Annotated in this window: 18 protein-coding genes; 5 read left to right on the forward strand and 13 right to left on the reverse strand. The window is 59.4% G+C overall.

The genetic code is table 11. The features are described 5' to 3' along the window. Positions 1-15: 15 nt before the first annotated feature. From E3U23_RS08495 to E3U23_RS08520, 6 genes are all read right to left on the reverse strand, one after another. Positions 16-642 carry a TadE/TadG family type IV pilus assembly protein gene (locus tag E3U23_RS08495; protein WP_279350818.1) on the reverse strand — a complete coding sequence of 209 codons (627 nt, stop codon included), beginning with the start codon at positions 640-642 and terminating at the stop codon, positions 16-18. Continuing rightward, positions 635-1,252 carry a TadE/TadG family type IV pilus assembly protein gene (locus E3U23_RS08500; protein ID WP_279350819.1) on the reverse strand — a complete coding sequence of 206 codons (618 nt, stop codon included), beginning with the start codon at positions 1,250-1,252 and terminating at the stop codon, positions 635-637. Before E3U23_RS08500 ends, E3U23_RS08495 begins: the two co-directional genes overlap by 8 nt. Continuing rightward, positions 1,249-2,868: a TadE/TadG family type IV pilus assembly protein gene (locus E3U23_RS08505; RefSeq protein WP_279350820.1), complete on the reverse strand. Its 1,620-nt coding sequence runs from the start codon at positions 2,866-2,868 to the stop codon at positions 1,249-1,251. Before E3U23_RS08505 ends, E3U23_RS08500 begins: the two co-directional genes overlap by 4 nt. 326 nt (positions 2,869-3,194) lie before the next feature. Further along, positions 3,195-3,515 (reverse strand): PRC-barrel domain-containing protein, encoded by a 321-nt coding sequence (locus E3U23_RS08510; RefSeq protein ID WP_279350821.1) that lies wholly within the window; start codon positions 3,513-3,515, stop codon positions 3,195-3,197. A gap of 13 nt (positions 3,516-3,528) precedes the next feature. Further along, the gene (locus E3U23_RS08515; protein WP_279350822.1) at positions 3,529-4,038 is read right to left on the reverse strand and encodes a hypothetical protein; all 510 of its coding nucleotides are present in this window, start codon (positions 4,036-4,038) and stop codon (positions 3,529-3,531) included. A 281-nt stretch (positions 4,039-4,319) separates the two neighbouring features. Beyond that, on the reverse strand, positions 4,320-4,616 hold the full coding sequence (locus tag E3U23_RS08520) for a DUF1294 domain-containing protein (protein ID WP_279350823.1): 297 nt from the start codon (positions 4,614-4,616) through the stop codon (positions 4,320-4,322). Positions 4,617-4,732: 116 nt separating this feature from the next. On the opposite strand from E3U23_RS08520, the gene E3U23_RS08525 reads away from it, so the two are divergent. Then, positions 4,733-4,882 (forward strand): hypothetical protein, encoded by a 150-nt coding sequence (locus E3U23_RS08525; RefSeq protein WP_279350824.1) that lies wholly within the window; start codon positions 4,733-4,735, stop codon positions 4,880-4,882. Here the strand turns inward: E3U23_RS08525 and E3U23_RS08530 are convergent. Genes E3U23_RS08530 through E3U23_RS08540 form a run of 3 tightly spaced genes read right to left on the reverse strand, consistent with a single transcriptional unit; the run spans position 4,879 to position 7,416 of the window. Further along, entirely contained in the window at positions 4,879-5,430 is a 552-nt protein-coding gene (locus E3U23_RS08530) for a hypothetical protein (RefSeq protein ID WP_279350825.1), read from the reverse strand. The genes E3U23_RS08525 and E3U23_RS08530 overlap by 4 nt on opposite strands. A gap of 3 nt (positions 5,431-5,433) precedes the next feature. After that, positions 5,434-6,315: a DUF4747 family protein gene (locus E3U23_RS08535; RefSeq protein ID WP_279350826.1), complete on the reverse strand. Its 882-nt coding sequence runs from the start codon at positions 6,313-6,315 to the stop codon at positions 5,434-5,436. 51 nt (positions 6,316-6,366) lie between these two features. Continuing rightward, positions 6,367-7,416, reverse strand: coding sequence for a ribonucleotide-diphosphate reductase subunit beta (locus E3U23_RS08540; RefSeq protein WP_279350827.1), 1,050 nt, complete (start codon positions 7,414-7,416; stop codon positions 6,367-6,369). A 159-nt stretch (positions 7,417-7,575) separates the two neighbouring features. Here E3U23_RS08540 and E3U23_RS08545 point away from each other — a divergent pair, with 159 nt between their 5' ends. The 3 genes from E3U23_RS08545 (at position 7,576) to E3U23_RS08555 (ending at position 9,530) form a co-directional block, all read left to right on the forward strand. Beyond that, the gene (locus tag E3U23_RS08545) at positions 7,576-7,878 is read left to right on the forward strand and encodes a hypothetical protein (RefSeq protein ID WP_279350828.1); all 303 of its coding nucleotides are present in this window, start codon (positions 7,576-7,578) and stop codon (positions 7,876-7,878) included. Between the two features lie 66 nt (positions 7,879-7,944). Then, the gene (locus E3U23_RS08550) at positions 7,945-8,184 is read left to right on the forward strand and encodes a DUF2171 domain-containing protein (protein ID WP_279350829.1); all 240 of its coding nucleotides are present in this window, start codon (positions 7,945-7,947) and stop codon (positions 8,182-8,184) included. Positions 8,185-8,315: 131 nt separating this feature from the next. After that, positions 8,316-9,530: a GGDEF domain-containing protein gene (locus tag E3U23_RS08555; protein WP_279350830.1), complete on the forward strand. Its 1,215-nt coding sequence runs from the start codon at positions 8,316-8,318 to the stop codon at positions 9,528-9,530. 39 nt (positions 9,531-9,569) lie between these two features. On the opposite strand, the gene E3U23_RS08560 is transcribed toward E3U23_RS08555, so the two are convergent. The 3 genes from E3U23_RS08560 to E3U23_RS08570 form a co-directional block, all read right to left on the reverse strand. After that, the gene (locus tag E3U23_RS08560; RefSeq protein ID WP_279350831.1) at positions 9,570-9,734 is read right to left on the reverse strand and encodes a hypothetical protein; all 165 of its coding nucleotides are present in this window, start codon (positions 9,732-9,734) and stop codon (positions 9,570-9,572) included. A 23-nt stretch (positions 9,735-9,757) separates the two neighbouring features. Then, positions 9,758-11,773, reverse strand: coding sequence for a ribonucleoside-diphosphate reductase subunit alpha (locus tag E3U23_RS08565; protein WP_279351120.1), 2,016 nt, complete (start codon positions 11,771-11,773; stop codon positions 9,758-9,760). Positions 11,774-12,241: 468 nt separating this feature from the next. Beyond that, positions 12,242-13,132: an alpha/beta fold hydrolase gene (locus E3U23_RS08570; RefSeq protein WP_279350832.1), complete on the reverse strand. Its 891-nt coding sequence runs from the start codon at positions 13,130-13,132 to the stop codon at positions 12,242-12,244. 122 nt (positions 13,133-13,254) lie between these two features. On the opposite strand from E3U23_RS08570, the gene E3U23_RS08575 reads away from it, so the two are divergent. Then, positions 13,255-13,491: a GlsB/YeaQ/YmgE family stress response membrane protein gene (locus E3U23_RS08575; protein WP_279350833.1), complete on the forward strand. Its 237-nt coding sequence runs from the start codon at positions 13,255-13,257 to the stop codon at positions 13,489-13,491. Here the strand turns inward: E3U23_RS08575 and gltX are convergent. Further along, positions 13,488-14,843 (reverse strand): glutamate--tRNA ligase, encoded by a 1,356-nt coding sequence (gene gltX / locus E3U23_RS08580; RefSeq protein ID WP_279351121.1) that lies wholly within the window; start codon positions 14,841-14,843, stop codon positions 13,488-13,490. The genes E3U23_RS08575 and gltX overlap by 4 nt on opposite strands. Positions 14,844-14,883: the final 40 nt, after the last annotated feature.

Genomic DNA, 14,883 nt, shown 5'->3' on the forward strand with positions numbered 1-14,883 from the left:
ATCGGATAATTTCCGTCAGGTGCAGCGGTAAACGGTCAGACCCTGCGTATTGCTCAGGGCATTGTTCTGCCGACCACGAACGTTGAATGCGCTTTCGTACCGGATCGTCGGAGGATCGAAAAATGCCGTCGAGACGAGGGGCTGATATTTGTATTCGACCTCGACGAACATCACCGCAGTTCCCGTCGCAGCCGTTATTCGTGCCCCTGATCCGAGACCGTCCTTGAGGGATGCATTATTCGCGCCATCGCCTTCTTTCCCGTAAGCGGGTTTGACCGCGCGGTCCTCGCCCCAGCACCGTTGCCATCTGATCGTCTGCCCGCGTCTAGCATCGTTGGTTTGCCGGTTATCTTCCAGCGACGACAGAACCATCCGGCCATGTGGTTTGAAGTTCAGACCTTCGCCAATCACTTCCGCACCGGCGAAAACCTCATGAATATTTGCTTCGTCGATACCGGCGGTAACACGACCAGCGTTATCGGCAACGCTCATTGCCATCTGGCTCACTCGCATATGGCTCAATGCAAGATTGGCGAGTTCGAGACCCGTCAGAACGAGAGTCAGGAACAATGGAACAGCCATCGCAAACTCGATCAGTGCGACGCCATCCTCGTTACGCGAAATCCTCAAAAGCTTACGCACAAATCACCCCCGGTGCGACCTGATCGTCATAGGGCTGGTTGCGCACAGCCGTCTGAAAGCTGTACGAAAGTTCGTCCGGCACGGAAGGAAGAAAGGCATGGACGGGAAAGAGGCGCGGCATTGTCAGAGTCGCAGTATAAAACACCACGTCGTTCGCGCCGCGATTTCCTGATGATCCCGCATCCAGATCGTATTGTCCGTTGCCGTTTGCATCCTCCCAGCAATCGCCATCGCTCGCATCAAACTTCCCATTTTCATTATGGTCGGTCATCAACCGCTCCGGATTGCCGATATCGGAGAAGTCGAAATAGCTTTTCTGTGTAACCTTGATCTCCGAACCGGGCGCCACCACGCTTGCCCGGATCATGTTCTCGACTTGCTCTTCGATACTATCGCCATCGACACCGATGATCGGGTTCTCGACTGATGCAGTACGCGCAGCATCGTTGAGCGAACCCTGCATCATCGCACGCAGGTAGCTTTGATAACCGAAATCGAGGCCGCCAATTACCATCACCAGCATTGGCAGGGCGATGAGTGCGAATTCGACGATTGTGACGCCGGACTCGTCCTGAGCAAAGCGCCGAAGCGGTTTTGAAAGAAGGGTCATCGCGTCAACCTCAAGTTTCCGATACCACGACCGATCGTTTCGAAGACCTGTTCAAGATCGGATCCGTCGGATGTCCAGAAATGCGCGGGGCTCGTCGCGCAGCGTGCAATGTCGTCAGTGTTGTCCTCATCCAAGGCGATCACCCAGACGGTCACGCCGCGCGCACGAACGATGTTGCAGATCGACTGGAAACGCGAGATGTGGATGTCGTCGAGTGTCCCGCTCCCCCGCATGCGGTTTTGCAAAGCCTGGATACCGAAAGCGGAATAAAGGGTTTCGCCAGTGTCGAGAGCACCGTCGGTCATGAAGACGATATGTTGGTCGACAGGAAAATTATTGCGTTCTTCAGGGTTTAGACTGGCAAAGAATCCGGTCCGCGAAATTAAGCGCGCCCCCCAAAGCATACCGATATCGTGATAAGTGCCGCCCGTTACTCGGGCAGTTGCATTATTTATAGCAGTTTTGAAGTCGTTTTCGCTTCCATAAGTAAGGAAATGCGTTGCCTCACTTGGGCAGCCGGTCTGGATCCATCGATTCCCGATGTTCCAGAAAGCTGTTCCCCCGCTTGTCGCCGAACCGTCGTTTTCGTGACGTGAGGAATCCGTTCTCGCGCTGTCGTAGCGCCCGAACTGCCGCTCCGTGTCGTTGTCGGTGCGTGCACGAAGATCGATATCGTTGGTCGAGACACTATTCCCGATCCGGATCGGTGTGTCGCCGTTGCCGATCGACGAGCGCTCTTCGATACACCCATCACCACTCGTCCGGAATGCACTTTTGCTACGCCATTTCGAGATGTTGGCTGCAAACCGCTTCTCTCCCGGAATGAATTCGGCAGCGTAACGATACCCTCGATCACCATTGTAATACCCAGCCGGAGGCGGCTTGTTTTCCTGAACGACTGTCTCGCAGTACCAATTCGAATATGGGCGCTTGCAATCCGTGAACCGCCAGGTGCCATCGACGTATAGTTGGCGATCGATGATATCCCGATCATTCAGCATTCGACCGACATTGACTGTGTGGGAATAGGGCACGATGCCATATCGCGTAGTTGCTCCGGCCAAGGTATCGTCAAGCGCACGGTACAGGCCCATTGCCCCTTTACGTAGCCGTTCGATCTTGGATATCCCGCCGATTGCACTGGGGGGCTCCAGCATCGAGCCGGTCACGTCGAGGACAAGCATCACGTCGTTGTTACCGAAATCGCGCGTCGCGTCGCAGGCGACCGAAACATCGGCTTCGTCAAAGCCGAATATGGACATCAAAGGAGTCGGTACGGTTACGCTGGCGGAGCCATTGATCTGCGCCAGATCCTGATCCTGACTGATCCTGAAAACCAGGTCCTCGGTCCCGAGCGTGCCTTCCGGAAAGTTGAAATTGAAGAACTTGTTCGCTTCCTGCTTGACGCTGTTATCGAAGTTCGTCCCCTGCATGATCTGCCGCCCGGCGAGGGCGGCCGCGTCGCAGGCGTTCTGCAGTTTCGCCTTGGCCATGTAGGCGACCGAGAGGTCGACGGCGGTGCCGATGGTCATCAGCATCGGGACGAGGGCGCCGGCGAAAATCATGAGGGCGTTGCCGCTCACATCGTCGCGAATCTGCTTGAGAAAGTTCTTCATAAGGCCCTGCGCGAAGTGAATAACTCTGCGAAGGTGGGCCAAAGAGGTTGAGAATTTCCCCGCCGGATGTGGTTAACGAAGTCTTGCGGGCGGGGCCGCCCCATGCGTGTTGGACGAATGTCGGACCCGCCCCTCGCCAGGTCCTACCCGATGGAACACATGGAACACGGTCCAAGGGACGAAAACCGCCGGCCCCCGCGCGCGCCCTTTCCCCGATCCGCCCTACGCGCGCGACGCCACCGTAGGAAAGGCGCAGCCCCCGTCGTCGCCACGCAAAAAGGGGCGCCGACCCACGCCGACGCCCCCCTTCTTAAAGCTTGCCAAAATCACACCGTGCGGCGGCGCACTCTGGTGTAGCTTGCGGGCGAGGCGGCAGCCGCATCCCGGTAGATCACGTGGTCGCTGTGAATGTCGATATTGTCGACCGGCACCGTGCGCCCGTCGGTCAGGCGGAGGGCCAGCACGTGCTCGCCGTCCTTGTCGACCAGCATGTCCTCGACCTTGCCGTATTCCTCGCCGGTGGCGGAGCGGACGGGATAGCCGCGAATGTCTTGATCCTCGTTGACCAATTGCCAGTCCGACAGGCTTTCGAGCTTGCCGAACCGGTCGCTATCGAGATCGCTGTTGTGATTGTCGTGATGGGTCATTGTCTATCCTCTTTCAGTTTACGACGTTCACGCTCGATGCGCGGATCATGATTTGCGAATTGTCGCGGACTTCCTGGCTGACCGATGTCGGAACATCGCCTTCGTAATTCTCGACCATGCCTTCGATCGAGACGTTCGAACCGGGGTTCACGTCGACCTGGCCCTCGGTGGGCGTATCGGGCGTGGGATATTCGTCGAACATCACCAGCGTCTCGTTCGCGCCTTCGCCGACGGTGAAGCCTTCATCGCCCACCACTTCGTTCACGGCCACGCTATCGAGGCGGACCTGCCGCCCGACCAGTGCGGTGCCGCCCGAAAGCGCGGCGAGCGTGGTGATGACTTCGCCTTCGGGATTGGTCTGCGTATCGGCGGCCACGGTATCGGTCTCGGTCGCGGCATAATCGACCGCCTCGTCGTCGTTCGCCGCGAACAGCCACCACAGAAGGGCGAGGATGCCCAGTATCAGCAGCACCCACCAGATCCAGCTGGTGGAGGATTTCTTCTCTACGGGAATGTCTGCCATTACGGGTTCTCCTCTCGGAAGCCGCCCGCCGCCCTGTACGGCAGGTTTCGGTCAACCGATGGGAGACCAGCGGGTTGCAGGGCAGCGTTGTTCCGCAAACCTGAGAATGGCAGTGAGAAAGACCTACGGAGAAGGTCGCGCTTGCCCGGTCCGCGACCAGCGGACCGCAAGGGCGACCGCCCGCCCGCAGGCGCCCGCAGCGAAGCGAAGGAACAGCGCCGAGGACGAACCCGCAGATGCGGGTTCGCAAATCAAAAAACGCGCAGCCGGAACGCCAGCCGTCAGAGGAACGAATACAGCGCCAGACCTGCCAGTGACGCTGCCTGAAAGATCGCGATGACGTGAAGCTGGGTGGAGAAAGGCTGCTTGCGTGTCTTGTGCCGGAAGACCGCCCGCCCGCTATAGGCGCCGAGCGTGCCGCCGACGAGGGCGAGCGTAAGCAGATCGGACTCGCTCGTGCGCCGCTTGCCCCGACGCGGACCGGCACCCTCCGCCCGCGCCTTGTCGATCCCGAAGGCTGCGAAGGCCGCGAAATTTATCGCGGTAAGGTAGTAGGCGAGCAGTTCGAGCGTTGGCATGGGTTCTGGACCGGGATTGGCGGATAGTTTCGCGTAGCGTGGAATGATTAAGACCACGCTACCCGTTCGGTGCTCTCGGCTAGCTCAATCACGGCCCCTTCACGATGACTGCCCAGATGGATGACCCGACGGACCGCTGCGGCTGCGAACTCAGGATCATCACCCGCAAGGCGCCGGACGGAACCAGCGAGGCGCTGGCGGACTTTATGATAGCCTATGGCGACGCGCGGCGGTACTATTGGCTTGGGCGGCAGGGGTGGTGTTAGTTGCTATTCTCATCGGTCGGAAGAGACCGAAGGTAAAGCCGAAACACATTCATCATCTGGCTGATAGCAGCCACAATCAATAGGATAGCATAAACAAGAAGAAAATTACCTAAAAGTCCAAATAGCATGTTAGTCGTCTTAAACGCGAATTGACATTCGCCAACATAGATCGTTAAATTACAGAAATAAGGAACAGGCTTTGCAGAGAAGAATATAGCGAGTAATACAGCAAATATCTGTACGACGATAAACCAACAAAAATTTGCGGTAATAGTTGTCAGGTCCGACTCGCCTTTGGTAATCACATCAATCTTCGACATTTTACGACGAAATTGATCGTCTCCTATTGCTGTCAGGATAGCCAAAGCCGCAAAAGAAAACCCTAATACCGGCGGCAGGTAATCTGCAATTGTACGACTCCACGCGCCAGAGACAGCATCTCGCCATAGGAGAAAGCTTAAAAACATTGAGATTATGACGTAGGAGGAACTGCGAAAAGCTTTCCAACCTCCATAGAGAATGAAAATCTCTTTGAGATTGGCCAGCACGGCTTAGGCTCGATTCTCGCGGACTCTTGCAACAAGGCGAAGAGCGAGAGATATAAATTTAGAGATACCGGACACCTCGTCGGGATCGAACATCTCCTGCATTTGCATCGGGTGGTTTGCCGTTCTTATGGTTTTCATCGCCCCATCCTCCTGCAAATGGCCTTCCACGCTCCCATTTTCAGCTCCTACCTTAGCTAATGCCTCAGTCTTTTCATCGAGATTCAGGTAGCCGTCTTCTTGCGATTTGTATTCGATCTTCTCCTCGCGAGCGTTCAATGACGTCAGGCGTGCCTCAACTGCATCGAATTGGAGCGCGGTTAATTCGTCGGGGTTTGGCTTACGGATCGTAATTTCTATTCTTCGAAGCGTTTCCGACTCTAAGATACGGTCAAGGACACCATAGTCAGGGATAAGATCAACCTCTACGGGGCCAAATCTTTCAAGGGTTCGTGAGGATTTTGTGGCTTCTCTGAGCCATTTTAGTACATGGCGTGGGGATAGTCTTTCTGAGTCCGAAAACGTCTCGAATGTAAAAATATGTTCTTGAACGAACAAACCACAGTAAAATGCTTCGTAATTCGGCTTTAGGTTCTCTGGAATGTGGATTGCCGCCTTATCGTCATCGTCAGCCTCTTCAAGACTGTTGGTGTCCAACCAATCTGCGTCTTCAGGGATATCAGTGAAGCGACCCAGCGCGCCCTGAAGGCGCATCCGATCGACCCCTGAATTACCAAAGGATGTTAGAATAAGATAATCGTTATTGTAAACTCGCACCGGACGACGCTGGCGCAGAAGCGAGCGGAAAAGAGCTTCATAGTCTCTCTTATCTTTATCAACGATGCGTACATTTAATGCACTAACCGCTAACTTCTGCTCTTGAGCCAAATGCGCCCCCCAGTTTTCGGATTTGTCATCTCATGCGATGCGCACAGAAGGTCACTCCGCCGCCTCAACCTCACCGAACAGCCCCGGACCGTCGCTCTCCGCCACTTCCTCGTTCGCGGGCTTGGCCTTGCGGCGCTTGTCGAAACTCGACCACACGTCCTGCCAGTTGCCCTTGGTCGCGCCCTTGGAATATTCGGTTGCGCGGGTTTCGAAGAAGTTGGCATGCTCCACGCCGTTGAGCAGCGGGGTGAGCCACGGCAGCGGGTGGTCGTCGATCATGTAGAGCGGCTGCAGGCCCAGCTGGCCCAGCCGCCAGTCGGCGATGTAGCGGATGTATTTCTTGATGTCCTTCGCGGTCATCCCGCTCACCGGGCCCATCTCGAAGGCGAGGTCGATGAAGTTGTCCTCCAGCCGCACCGTCTTCTGGCAGATGTCGATGATGTCTTCCTTGACCGCCTTGGTCAGGCAATCGCGCTCGCGCACGAATTCGTGGAACATGCGCACGATGCCTTCGCAGTGCAGCGATTCGTCGCGGACCGACCAGCTGACGATCTGGCCCATGCCCTTCATCTTGTTGAAGCGCGGGAAGTTCATCAGCATGGCGAAGCTGGCGAACAGCTGCATCCCTTCCGTGAACGCGCCGAACATGGCGAGCGTGCGGGCGATGTCCTCGTCGTTGTCGACGCCGAACTGCTGCATGTAATTGTGTTTGTCCGCCATTTCCTCGTAATCGAGGAAGGCCGAATATTCGCTTTCCGGCATCCCGATCGTGTCGAGCAAATGGGAATAGGCGGCGATGTGCACCGTCTCCATGTTGGAGAAGGCGGTGAGCATCATCTTGATCTCGGTCGGCTTGAACACGCGGCCGTATTTGTCGTGGTAGCAATCCTGCACCTCGACGTCGGCCTGCGTGAAGAAGCGGAAGATCTGGGTGAGGAGGTTGCGCTCGTGCTCGGACAGCTTCTGCGCCCAGTCGCGGCAATCCTCGCCCAGCGGCACTTCCTCGGGCATCCAGTGAATCTGCTGCTGGCGTTTCCAGAACTCGTACGCCCACGGATATTCGAACGGCTTGTAGGTCTTGCGGGCTTCGAGCAGCGACATGTTGTGGTTCCCTCAGAATTCGCGTGAACGACTCATATAGGGATTCATGCCCGCAAAACGAAGGCATAAGGGGACGATTCGGCGGGGATAAGCGGTGGATCGCGGAACGGGTATGCGCCGCCGTCCGTATCATCAGCACACACCGATGGAGACGATACGATGGGCGAGTACGAACCGAAAGACAGCCGCAAGGTCCATGCCGGGCAGGAGTCCGGCGATGTCGGCAACGATCACAAGACCTGGCGCGAGATCGATCAGGTCCAGAACGAAGGCGGCAAGCTGACCGAGGACGAGGCCGGCAAGGCGCAGGGCGGCTACGGCAATGCACAGACCGAGCAGGGCACGAGCGAGCAGGACGCGGCGAAGAAGGACGGCGCCAAGGAAGCACGTCCCGCCGAAACCTCCGACCGGCCGGACGAGCGCGCGATGGGCGATGCCAACCGCCCGCTCGGCAAGGACTGAACGCGGAACGGATAGCGGGGCGCATCCGTTAACCAGTCATATTCACTCTCATACGAAGGACACGCAATGTTCGAGAAGCTACGCATCAAGGAACACATGGAAATCGCCGACGCGAGCGGCAATCACGTCGGCACGGTCGACGATACGCAGGACGACAAGATCAAGCTGACCAAGTCGGACAGCAGCGACGATATTCACCACTTCATCTCGCTGGAAGACGTCGATCGGATCGACGACAATCGGATTTACCTGAAGGAGGGCGCGCGTATTCCTGCCGGTCTCGGCAACAAGGCGGGCCAGGTCTAAACCTAGCTTTCCCGATTAATGGAAAGCCCCGCGGTCCCGTCCGGATCGCGGGGCTTTTTGTTTGCGTGTTAGGTCGTTCGTTACCTTTTCGACGCGCGTCGGGTTAACACATTGCGCCGTATCCATGCAGCATGGTCCCGGCCTCCCCTACCCTGTCTCCACTCCGCCGGATGATCGCCACCGCGCTGGCAGAACCGGCCATGTTGCACGAATGGCCGCCCCTCCTGCGCAGCGTTTGGGAAGAGGAGAAGCGGGATAGCGTCGCCGGTGAGCTCGGCTTCCTGTTGAAGCTTGGGTTCGCGCTGGCCGTCGCCGCGAGCGCTTCGGACGCCCTCATCGCCCCGTCGGTCACGCTGGCCGCGCTTGCCTTGCGCATCGCCATCCTGTTGCCGCTGACCTTGCTCGGCCTGCGCCTCGTACGACAGCTTCGCCTCGGCGAAGCAAAGGCGCTGATCACCGTCAACATGACCATCTTCGGGGCGATCGCCATGTGGGTGGCGGCGCATGGTTCGGCGGACGACATGGTCCGTTACAGCATGTCGACCGTCGTCACACTGCTGATCGGCCTCCTGATCCTGCCCTTTACCGTCGCGGAAAAGATCCGCGCCGCGCTGATCTTCTGCCTCGGCACGTGGGCGGCCACCCTCTATCCCGCCGCCTTTCCGGTGATCATCGTCTCGCAGCACATCGTCGCCTGCATCACCGCCGGGATCGGCGGCGTGCTTCTGGCGCGGCGGACCTGGCGGCTGGAATCGCGCGAATTCCTCTACGGCCTGCAACAGCGGTTCGACCGCGAGGAACTGGAAGAAACCAATGCCCTGCTGCGCGAATTATCGGAGAGCGATCCGCTGACCGGCCTCGCCAACCGGCGTAATCTGGAGCGGATGTTTGAACGCCAGATGGCGCAGGCGGCGAACGATTCCCTCGCTTTGCTGATGATCGATATCGATCACTTCAAGGCGTTCAACGACAAGCACGGGCACCAGGCCGGCGATCGCTGCCTGATGGAAGTCGCGCGCCTGCTCGAACGCAAGCTGCTCGCATGCGGCGGCCACGTCGCCCGGTTCGGCGGTGAGGAGTTCGTGGCATTCTTCCGCGAATGCGACCTGCGCGACGGACCTTCGATGGCGGAGGATATCCGTATGGCGCTGGCCGCGTTGCCGATCGCCACCGGACAGAAGCGCCCCAGCACGATCACTGCCAGTATCGGCGTGGCCCGGTCGCGAGGGAAGGACGATATGGGAGATTTGATCGCCCGCGCGGACGAAGCGTTGTATCGGGCGAAGAACCGCGGTCGCAATCGGGTGGAGCGCGCTTACGAACCTGTCCGTCAGACGACCGCCTAACTTGTAATAGGGCCGGCGACGATACTGCAGTCGGCCGCTTTAAGCTACGATAAGGTCGTAAACACCGAGGCCGACAGTCAGGGCCGCCAGCAGCATCGATGTCCTGCGCCAACGCGTCGCGCCGGGTTCAGGTCGCCGCCGCGAGAGGAGTACGGCGAGGAAGGTCAGCAGGGCGAGGACCACAACTCCGAAATAGATCGGCATGGTCCCGCCCTATCCGTTCCGCCTTACTGGCAGGCGAGGCATTCTTCGTAATCGGTCTGCTCGCCCATACCCGCGGTCAGCTCGTATTTCGCGGCATCGGCGGTATTGTCCGCTTCCACCCCGCCCGCGAAACCGGCGCGCTGCACGCTCTTGGAGCGAAGGTAATAGAGCGACTTGATGCCCTTCTCCCACGCCTGGAAGTGCAGCATCATCAAGTCCCACTTATCGACATCGGCCGGAATGAACAGGTTCAGCGACTGCGCCTGATCGATATACGGCGCACGATCGGCGGCGAATTCCAGGAGCCAGCGCTGGTCGATCTCGAAGCTGGTCTTGAAGGTCGCCTTCTCGTCCGGTGTGAGGAAATCGAGATGCTGGACGCTGCCGCCCTTCTCCAGGATCGAGTTCCAAACGTTGGTCGAATCCTTGCTCTTCTTCTTGAGCAGTTTTTCGAGATACGGGTTCTTCACCACGAAGCTGCCCGACAGGGTCTTGTGGGTGTAGATGTTTGCCGGGATCGGCTCGATGCAGGCGCTGGTGCCGCCGCAGATGATGCTGATCGAGGCGGTCGGCGCGATCGCCATCTTGCAGCTGAACCGCTCCATCGCACCCATTTCTTCGGCATCGGGGCAGGCGCCGCGTTCCTGCGCGAGCAGCATCGAAGCCTCGCTGGCGCGCGACTGGATATGCTTGAACATCTTCAGGTTCCACACCTTCGCCATCGGGCTTTCGAAGCCGATATTCTTGGCTTGGAGGAAGGAGTGGAAGCCCATGACGCCGAGGCCGACCGAGCGTTCGCGCATGGCGGAATACTTGGCGCGAGCCATTTCGTCGGGCGCGCGGTCGATATAATCCTGCAGCACGTTGTCGAGGAAGCGCATGATGTCTTCCACGAACTGCTTGTCGCCATTCCACTCGTCCCACTTTTCAAGGTTGAGGGAAGAAAGGCAGCATACAGCGGTGCGATCGTTGCCGAGATGGTCACGGCCCGTGGGAAGCGTGATCTCGCTACACAGGTTCGAGGTCGAGACCTTGAGGCCCAGTTCGCGGTGATGCTTGGGCATCATGCGGTTCACTGTGTCGGAAAACACGATGTAGGGCTCGCCCGTTGCCAGACGCGTTTCGACGAGCTTCTGGAACAGGCTGCGCGCATCCACCGTCTTGCGGACGCTGCCGTCGCGCGGCGATACGAGGTCGAATTCCTCGCCGGCGCGGACCTTTTCCATAAACTCGTCGGACAGCAGCACGCCGTGATGGAGGTTCAGTGCCTTGCGGTTGAAATCGCCGCTGGGCTTGCGGATCTCGAGGAACTCCTCGATTTCCGGGTGGCTGACATCGAGATAGCACGCCGCCGAACCGCGCCGCAGCGAACCCTGGCTGATCGCCAGCGTCAGGCTGTCCATCACGCGGACGAAGGGGATGATCCCGCTGGTCTTGCCGTTGAGGCCCACCGGTTCGCCGATGCCGCGCACATGGCCCCAATAGGTGCCGATGCCGCCGCCCTTGGAGGCCAGCCACACATTCTCGTTCCAGGTATTGACGATGCCTTCGAGGCTGTCGTCCACCGAATTGAGATAGCACGAAATCGGCAGGCCGCGATTGGTGCCGCCGTTCGAAAGGACGGGCGTCGCGGGCATGAACCACAGGTTCGAGATGTAGTCGTAAAGCCGCTGCGCATGCTCCGCATCGTCGGCATAGTAATCGGCGACACGGGCGAACAGGTCCTGGTAGCTTTCGCCTGGTAGCAGGTAGCGATCGGTCAGCGTTTCCTTGCCGAATTCGGTCAGGAGGGCATCGCGCGCGGCATCGGTCTTCACGTCGAAGCGGCGGTCGAGCACCTTCTTGCTGTCGGGCTCCTGCTTCTGGGCCTTGAGCACTTCGGTCATCGCGCCGGCGAGCGCGGCATCGGCCTTTTCGCCGACCAGATCGGCACTGGCGTCCGCCTTGCGCGGCTTTGATGCGATCAGCGTATCGGCAGTGTCGCTATCGGTGTCCGTCTCGAATGCCATTGCCGTCTCGTCTCCGCTCTTGAAATCCATCATGCCCTCACCGCTTTCGCGTTCGTATCGAGCGCTTCGAACGCCCGAATGTTCCATTTACGTTCGACTCGCGCCGCGAGCCGTTCGCCTACCATGTTCGCCCCTGCGGAGGTCGAAAACTTCTCCACGATTTGCCCACAGGCATCGTCGATCAGGCCTCTGTAATATATGGGCCGTCTCAGCAGAAACGCTAGGTCTTGTGGTCGGACCCCTCCAACCGACCACTAGATACTGAATCAGCAGGTCGGCACGTGCAAGAGGGTTTATGGATTTTTAACGGGTTCGGCGGGCAGTAGGCCTTCGTGTCTTACCCAGCCCAGACACTGCGACGCGTGGAGCGACCTACACTTCTCGGTTGCGCAAGCCCGAACATCGAAGCGGGGAAAAATTTTTGCGGGTGCCGAACCGCCTTCCTGCCCACGAATCGAAAGAATCGGGATCGGTAATTTTGTAATCCTGCGAAGCGCCTCATGCGGAATGCGCGTTCGCGTGGGACGCGATTTCCCGAGCCAGCTCGTCCACCAGTTCGAGCGGCAGGTCGTGCCCCCAGCCGGGAATGGTCCTGATCTTTGCACCCGGAATGCAGGCCGCCGTATCTCGGCCGCCTTCGCACGGTACCAGCGGATCGGCCTCGCCGTGCAGCACCAACGTGGGCACGGTGATATCACGGACCATTCTGCTGCGGTCGCCATCAGCGAGGATCGCGGAGAGATGCCGGGTAGGCCCTTCGGGATAATAACTGCGTCGGATCGTCCCCTCCACCCGCTCGCGCAAGCGGCCATCCTCGGTTGGATAAGCGGGGCTACCAATCGTGCGCGCCAGCATCATGCCGTGATCGATCAGCGCCGCCTCGTCCTCGCTTTTCGGACGGGTGACGAGCGCATTCAGCGCTTCCTTCTTCGCCTGCGGCAGCTTGGGATTGCCGGTGGTGGAGAAAACCTGTGTGAAGCTGAGGCAACGCGCGGGATACTTTGCCGCCATATGCTGGGCGATCATTCCGCCCATGCTAGCGCCCACGATGTGCGCTTTTTCGATACCGAGCGCATCGAGCAGGCCGACCCCATCCTTGGCCATGTCGGCAAGCGTGTAGGGGACCTTTGGCTTGAGACCGATTTTGGAAAGCAGCGTCAGCTTGATCGGGCCAGGCGCTTTCATCCCGTCGAACTTTTCCGAAAGTCCGATATCGCGATTGTCATAGCGAATAACGCGGAAACCTTCGTCCGCCAGCGCATCGACCAACTCGTCCGGCCATAGAGTCAGCTGCGCACCAAACCCCATGACCAGCAGCATGGCGGGTGCGGACGGATCGCCGCCCTCCTCGTAATGTAACTCGATCCCGTTCGCTTTGGCCTTTGGCATGGTCGTCTCCCTGTACCGCGGCATCAAAGCATGGCGAGGACTGCCCTGTCCATCGGTGCGGCACGTTTTCGCAGGTTGCAGGTTATGGCAGGCAACACATACGCAATCAGGGAAGGCGACGAATGCTGAACATCATCGGGGCGGTCATCACCGGGCTCATCGTCGGGGCGCTCGCACGGTTCTTCTATCCGGGCGAGGTCGATATGGGCTTCTTCATGACGATCCTGCTGGGCGTCGGCGGTTCGCTTCTTGCCGGGCTCGTGGTCCATCGCGGTCGGCCCGGCGTGCACCGTGCAGGCTGCCTCGCCAGCATATTGGGTGCGATGGCCCTGATCCTGCTGGGCCGCGTATTCCTTTAAGCCGCCGCGCGGTCCAGCCGGCGCACTGCGCGTTCCTGCCCGATAAGGGGCAGCAATTCTCCCATGTCCGGGCCGTGATCGCGGCCCGTCAGCGCGCGGCGTAGCGGCAGGAACAGCGGCTTGCCCTTCCGGCCCGTCCGCTCCTTGAGCGCGGCCGTAAGATCGCGCCAAATTTCGGGCGACCACTCAAGCGTGTTCAGCGTCGCCTTGGCTTCTGCCAGATAGGCCCTGTCGTCGTCTTCGAATGCCGGCGTGTCTACCGGACCCGTAACCAGGCCCCACCAATCGCTCGCTTCACCGACCGTGGTGAGGTTCGGGCGGATGGCATGCCAGCCGGCCTCGTCCATCCCGTCCGGCAGCCTGCCCGCCACCTCGGCATAATCGAGTTGGTGGACGATCGCCGCATTCAACCGGTCGAGCTCGGCATCGTCGAATTTGGCGGGCGCGCGCCCGAAAGTGGCGAGGTCGAACGTTTCGATCAGCGCGCTGCGATCCACGATGGGTTCGACGGGCTGCGAGGTACCCAGCCGCGCGAGCAGGGCGAGGATGGCTTCGGGCTCGATCCCGCGCTCGCGAAACGCATCGCAGCCGAGCGAACCGAGCCGTTTGGAAAGCTTGCCCTCCCGCCCGACCAGCAGCGCTTCATGGGCGAAACGCGGCATTTGCTGCGAGGAATAGCGCGCAGCAATAAGTGCGGTAAACATCTGAATTTGCACGGCTGTATTGGACACATGATCTTCGCCGCGCAGCACATCGGTGATGCCCATGTCAAGATCGTCCACCGCGCTCGGCAGCATGTAGAGCCAGCTGCCGTCGGCCCGGCGGATGACCGGATCGGAAAGTTGCGCGGCATCGAAAGCCTGCTTGCCGCGAACGCCGTCGTCCCACTCGATGCGCTCGCCGTGATCGAGCTTGAAGCGCCAATGCGGCGCCTCGCCGCCCGCTTTCTTCTCCGCGATCTCCTCGTCGCTCAGTGAAAGGGCCGCGCGGTCGTAGATCGGTGGCAGCCCCCTCCCGAGGGCGACCTTGCGCTTGAGTTCCAGTTCCTGCGCGCTTTCGAAGGCGGGATAGATACGGCCCGCTTCGCGCAAGGCATCGAACGCGGCCTCGTATATTTCCAGTCGCGCCGACTGCCGCTCTTCCCCGTCCGGTTCGATCCGCAGCCATGCGAGATCGTAGCGGATTATTTCGACGAACTCCTCGCGGCTGCGCGCAGCGTCGGTATCGTCGATCCGCAACAGGAAACGCCCCCCGGCTTGCTTCGCGAGCATCCAGTTATGGAGTGCGGTACGAATATTGCCGACATGTAGCCGGCCGGTCGGCGAAGGGGCGAAACGGGTGGTAACGGTCATGATGCCGCGCCGATAGCGCAGTGCCATGCCAATGGCGAGA

The organism is Erythrobacter litoralis (assembly GCF_029760855.1).
Classification (GTDB): domain Bacteria; phylum Pseudomonadota; class Alphaproteobacteria; order Sphingomonadales; family Sphingomonadaceae; genus Qipengyuania; species Qipengyuania litoralis_A.

Bases quoted from the DNA above. Each gene is read 5' to 3' on its own strand.
- E3U23_RS08545 (WP_279350828.1), top strand. From the start codon at position 7,576: ATGGGCGAGTACGAACCGAAAGACAGCCGCAAGGTCCATGCCGGGCAG.
- E3U23_RS08565 (WP_279351120.1), bottom strand. From the start codon at position 11,773: ATGGATTTCAAGAGCGGAGACGAGACGGCAATGGCATTCGAGACGGAC.
- E3U23_RS08560 (WP_279350831.1), bottom strand. From the start codon at position 9,734: ATGCCGATCTATTTCGGAGTTGTGGTCCTCGCCCTGCTGACCTTCCTC.
- E3U23_RS08555 (WP_279350830.1), top strand. From the start codon at position 8,316: ATGGTCCCGGCCTCCCCTACCCTGTCTCCACTCCGCCGGATGATCGCC.
- E3U23_RS08575 (WP_279350833.1), top strand. From the start codon at position 13,255: ATGCTGAACATCATCGGGGCGGTCATCACCGGGCTCATCGTCGGGGCG.
- E3U23_RS08525 (WP_279350824.1), top strand. From the start codon at position 4,733: ATGGATGACCCGACGGACCGCTGCGGCTGCGAACTCAGGATCATCACC.
- E3U23_RS08540 (WP_279350827.1), bottom strand. From the start codon at position 7,416: ATGTCGCTGCTCGAAGCCCGCAAGACCTACAAGCCGTTCGAATATCCG.
- E3U23_RS08550 (WP_279350829.1), top strand. From the start codon at position 7,945: ATGTTCGAGAAGCTACGCATCAAGGAACACATGGAAATCGCCGACGCG.
- gltX (WP_279351121.1), bottom strand. From the start codon at position 14,843: ATGACCGTTACCACCCGTTTCGCCCCTTCGCCGACCGGCCGGCTACAT.
- E3U23_RS08570 (WP_279350832.1), bottom strand. From the start codon at position 13,132: ATGCCAAAGGCCAAAGCGAACGGGATCGAGTTACATTACGAGGAGGGC.
- E3U23_RS08510 (WP_279350821.1), bottom strand. From the start codon at position 3,515: ATGACCCATCACGACAATCACAACAGCGATCTCGATAGCGACCGGTTC.
- E3U23_RS08520 (WP_279350823.1), bottom strand. From the start codon at position 4,616: ATGCCAACGCTCGAACTGCTCGCCTACTACCTTACCGCGATAAATTTC.
- E3U23_RS08515 (WP_279350822.1), bottom strand. From the start codon at position 4,038: ATGGCAGACATTCCCGTAGAGAAGAAATCCTCCACCAGCTGGATCTGG.
- E3U23_RS08500 (WP_279350819.1), bottom strand. From the start codon at position 1,252: ATGACCCTTCTTTCAAAACCGCTTCGGCGCTTTGCTCAGGACGAGTCC.
- E3U23_RS08505 (WP_279350820.1), bottom strand. From the start codon at position 2,868: ATGAAGAACTTTCTCAAGCAGATTCGCGACGATGTGAGCGGCAACGCC.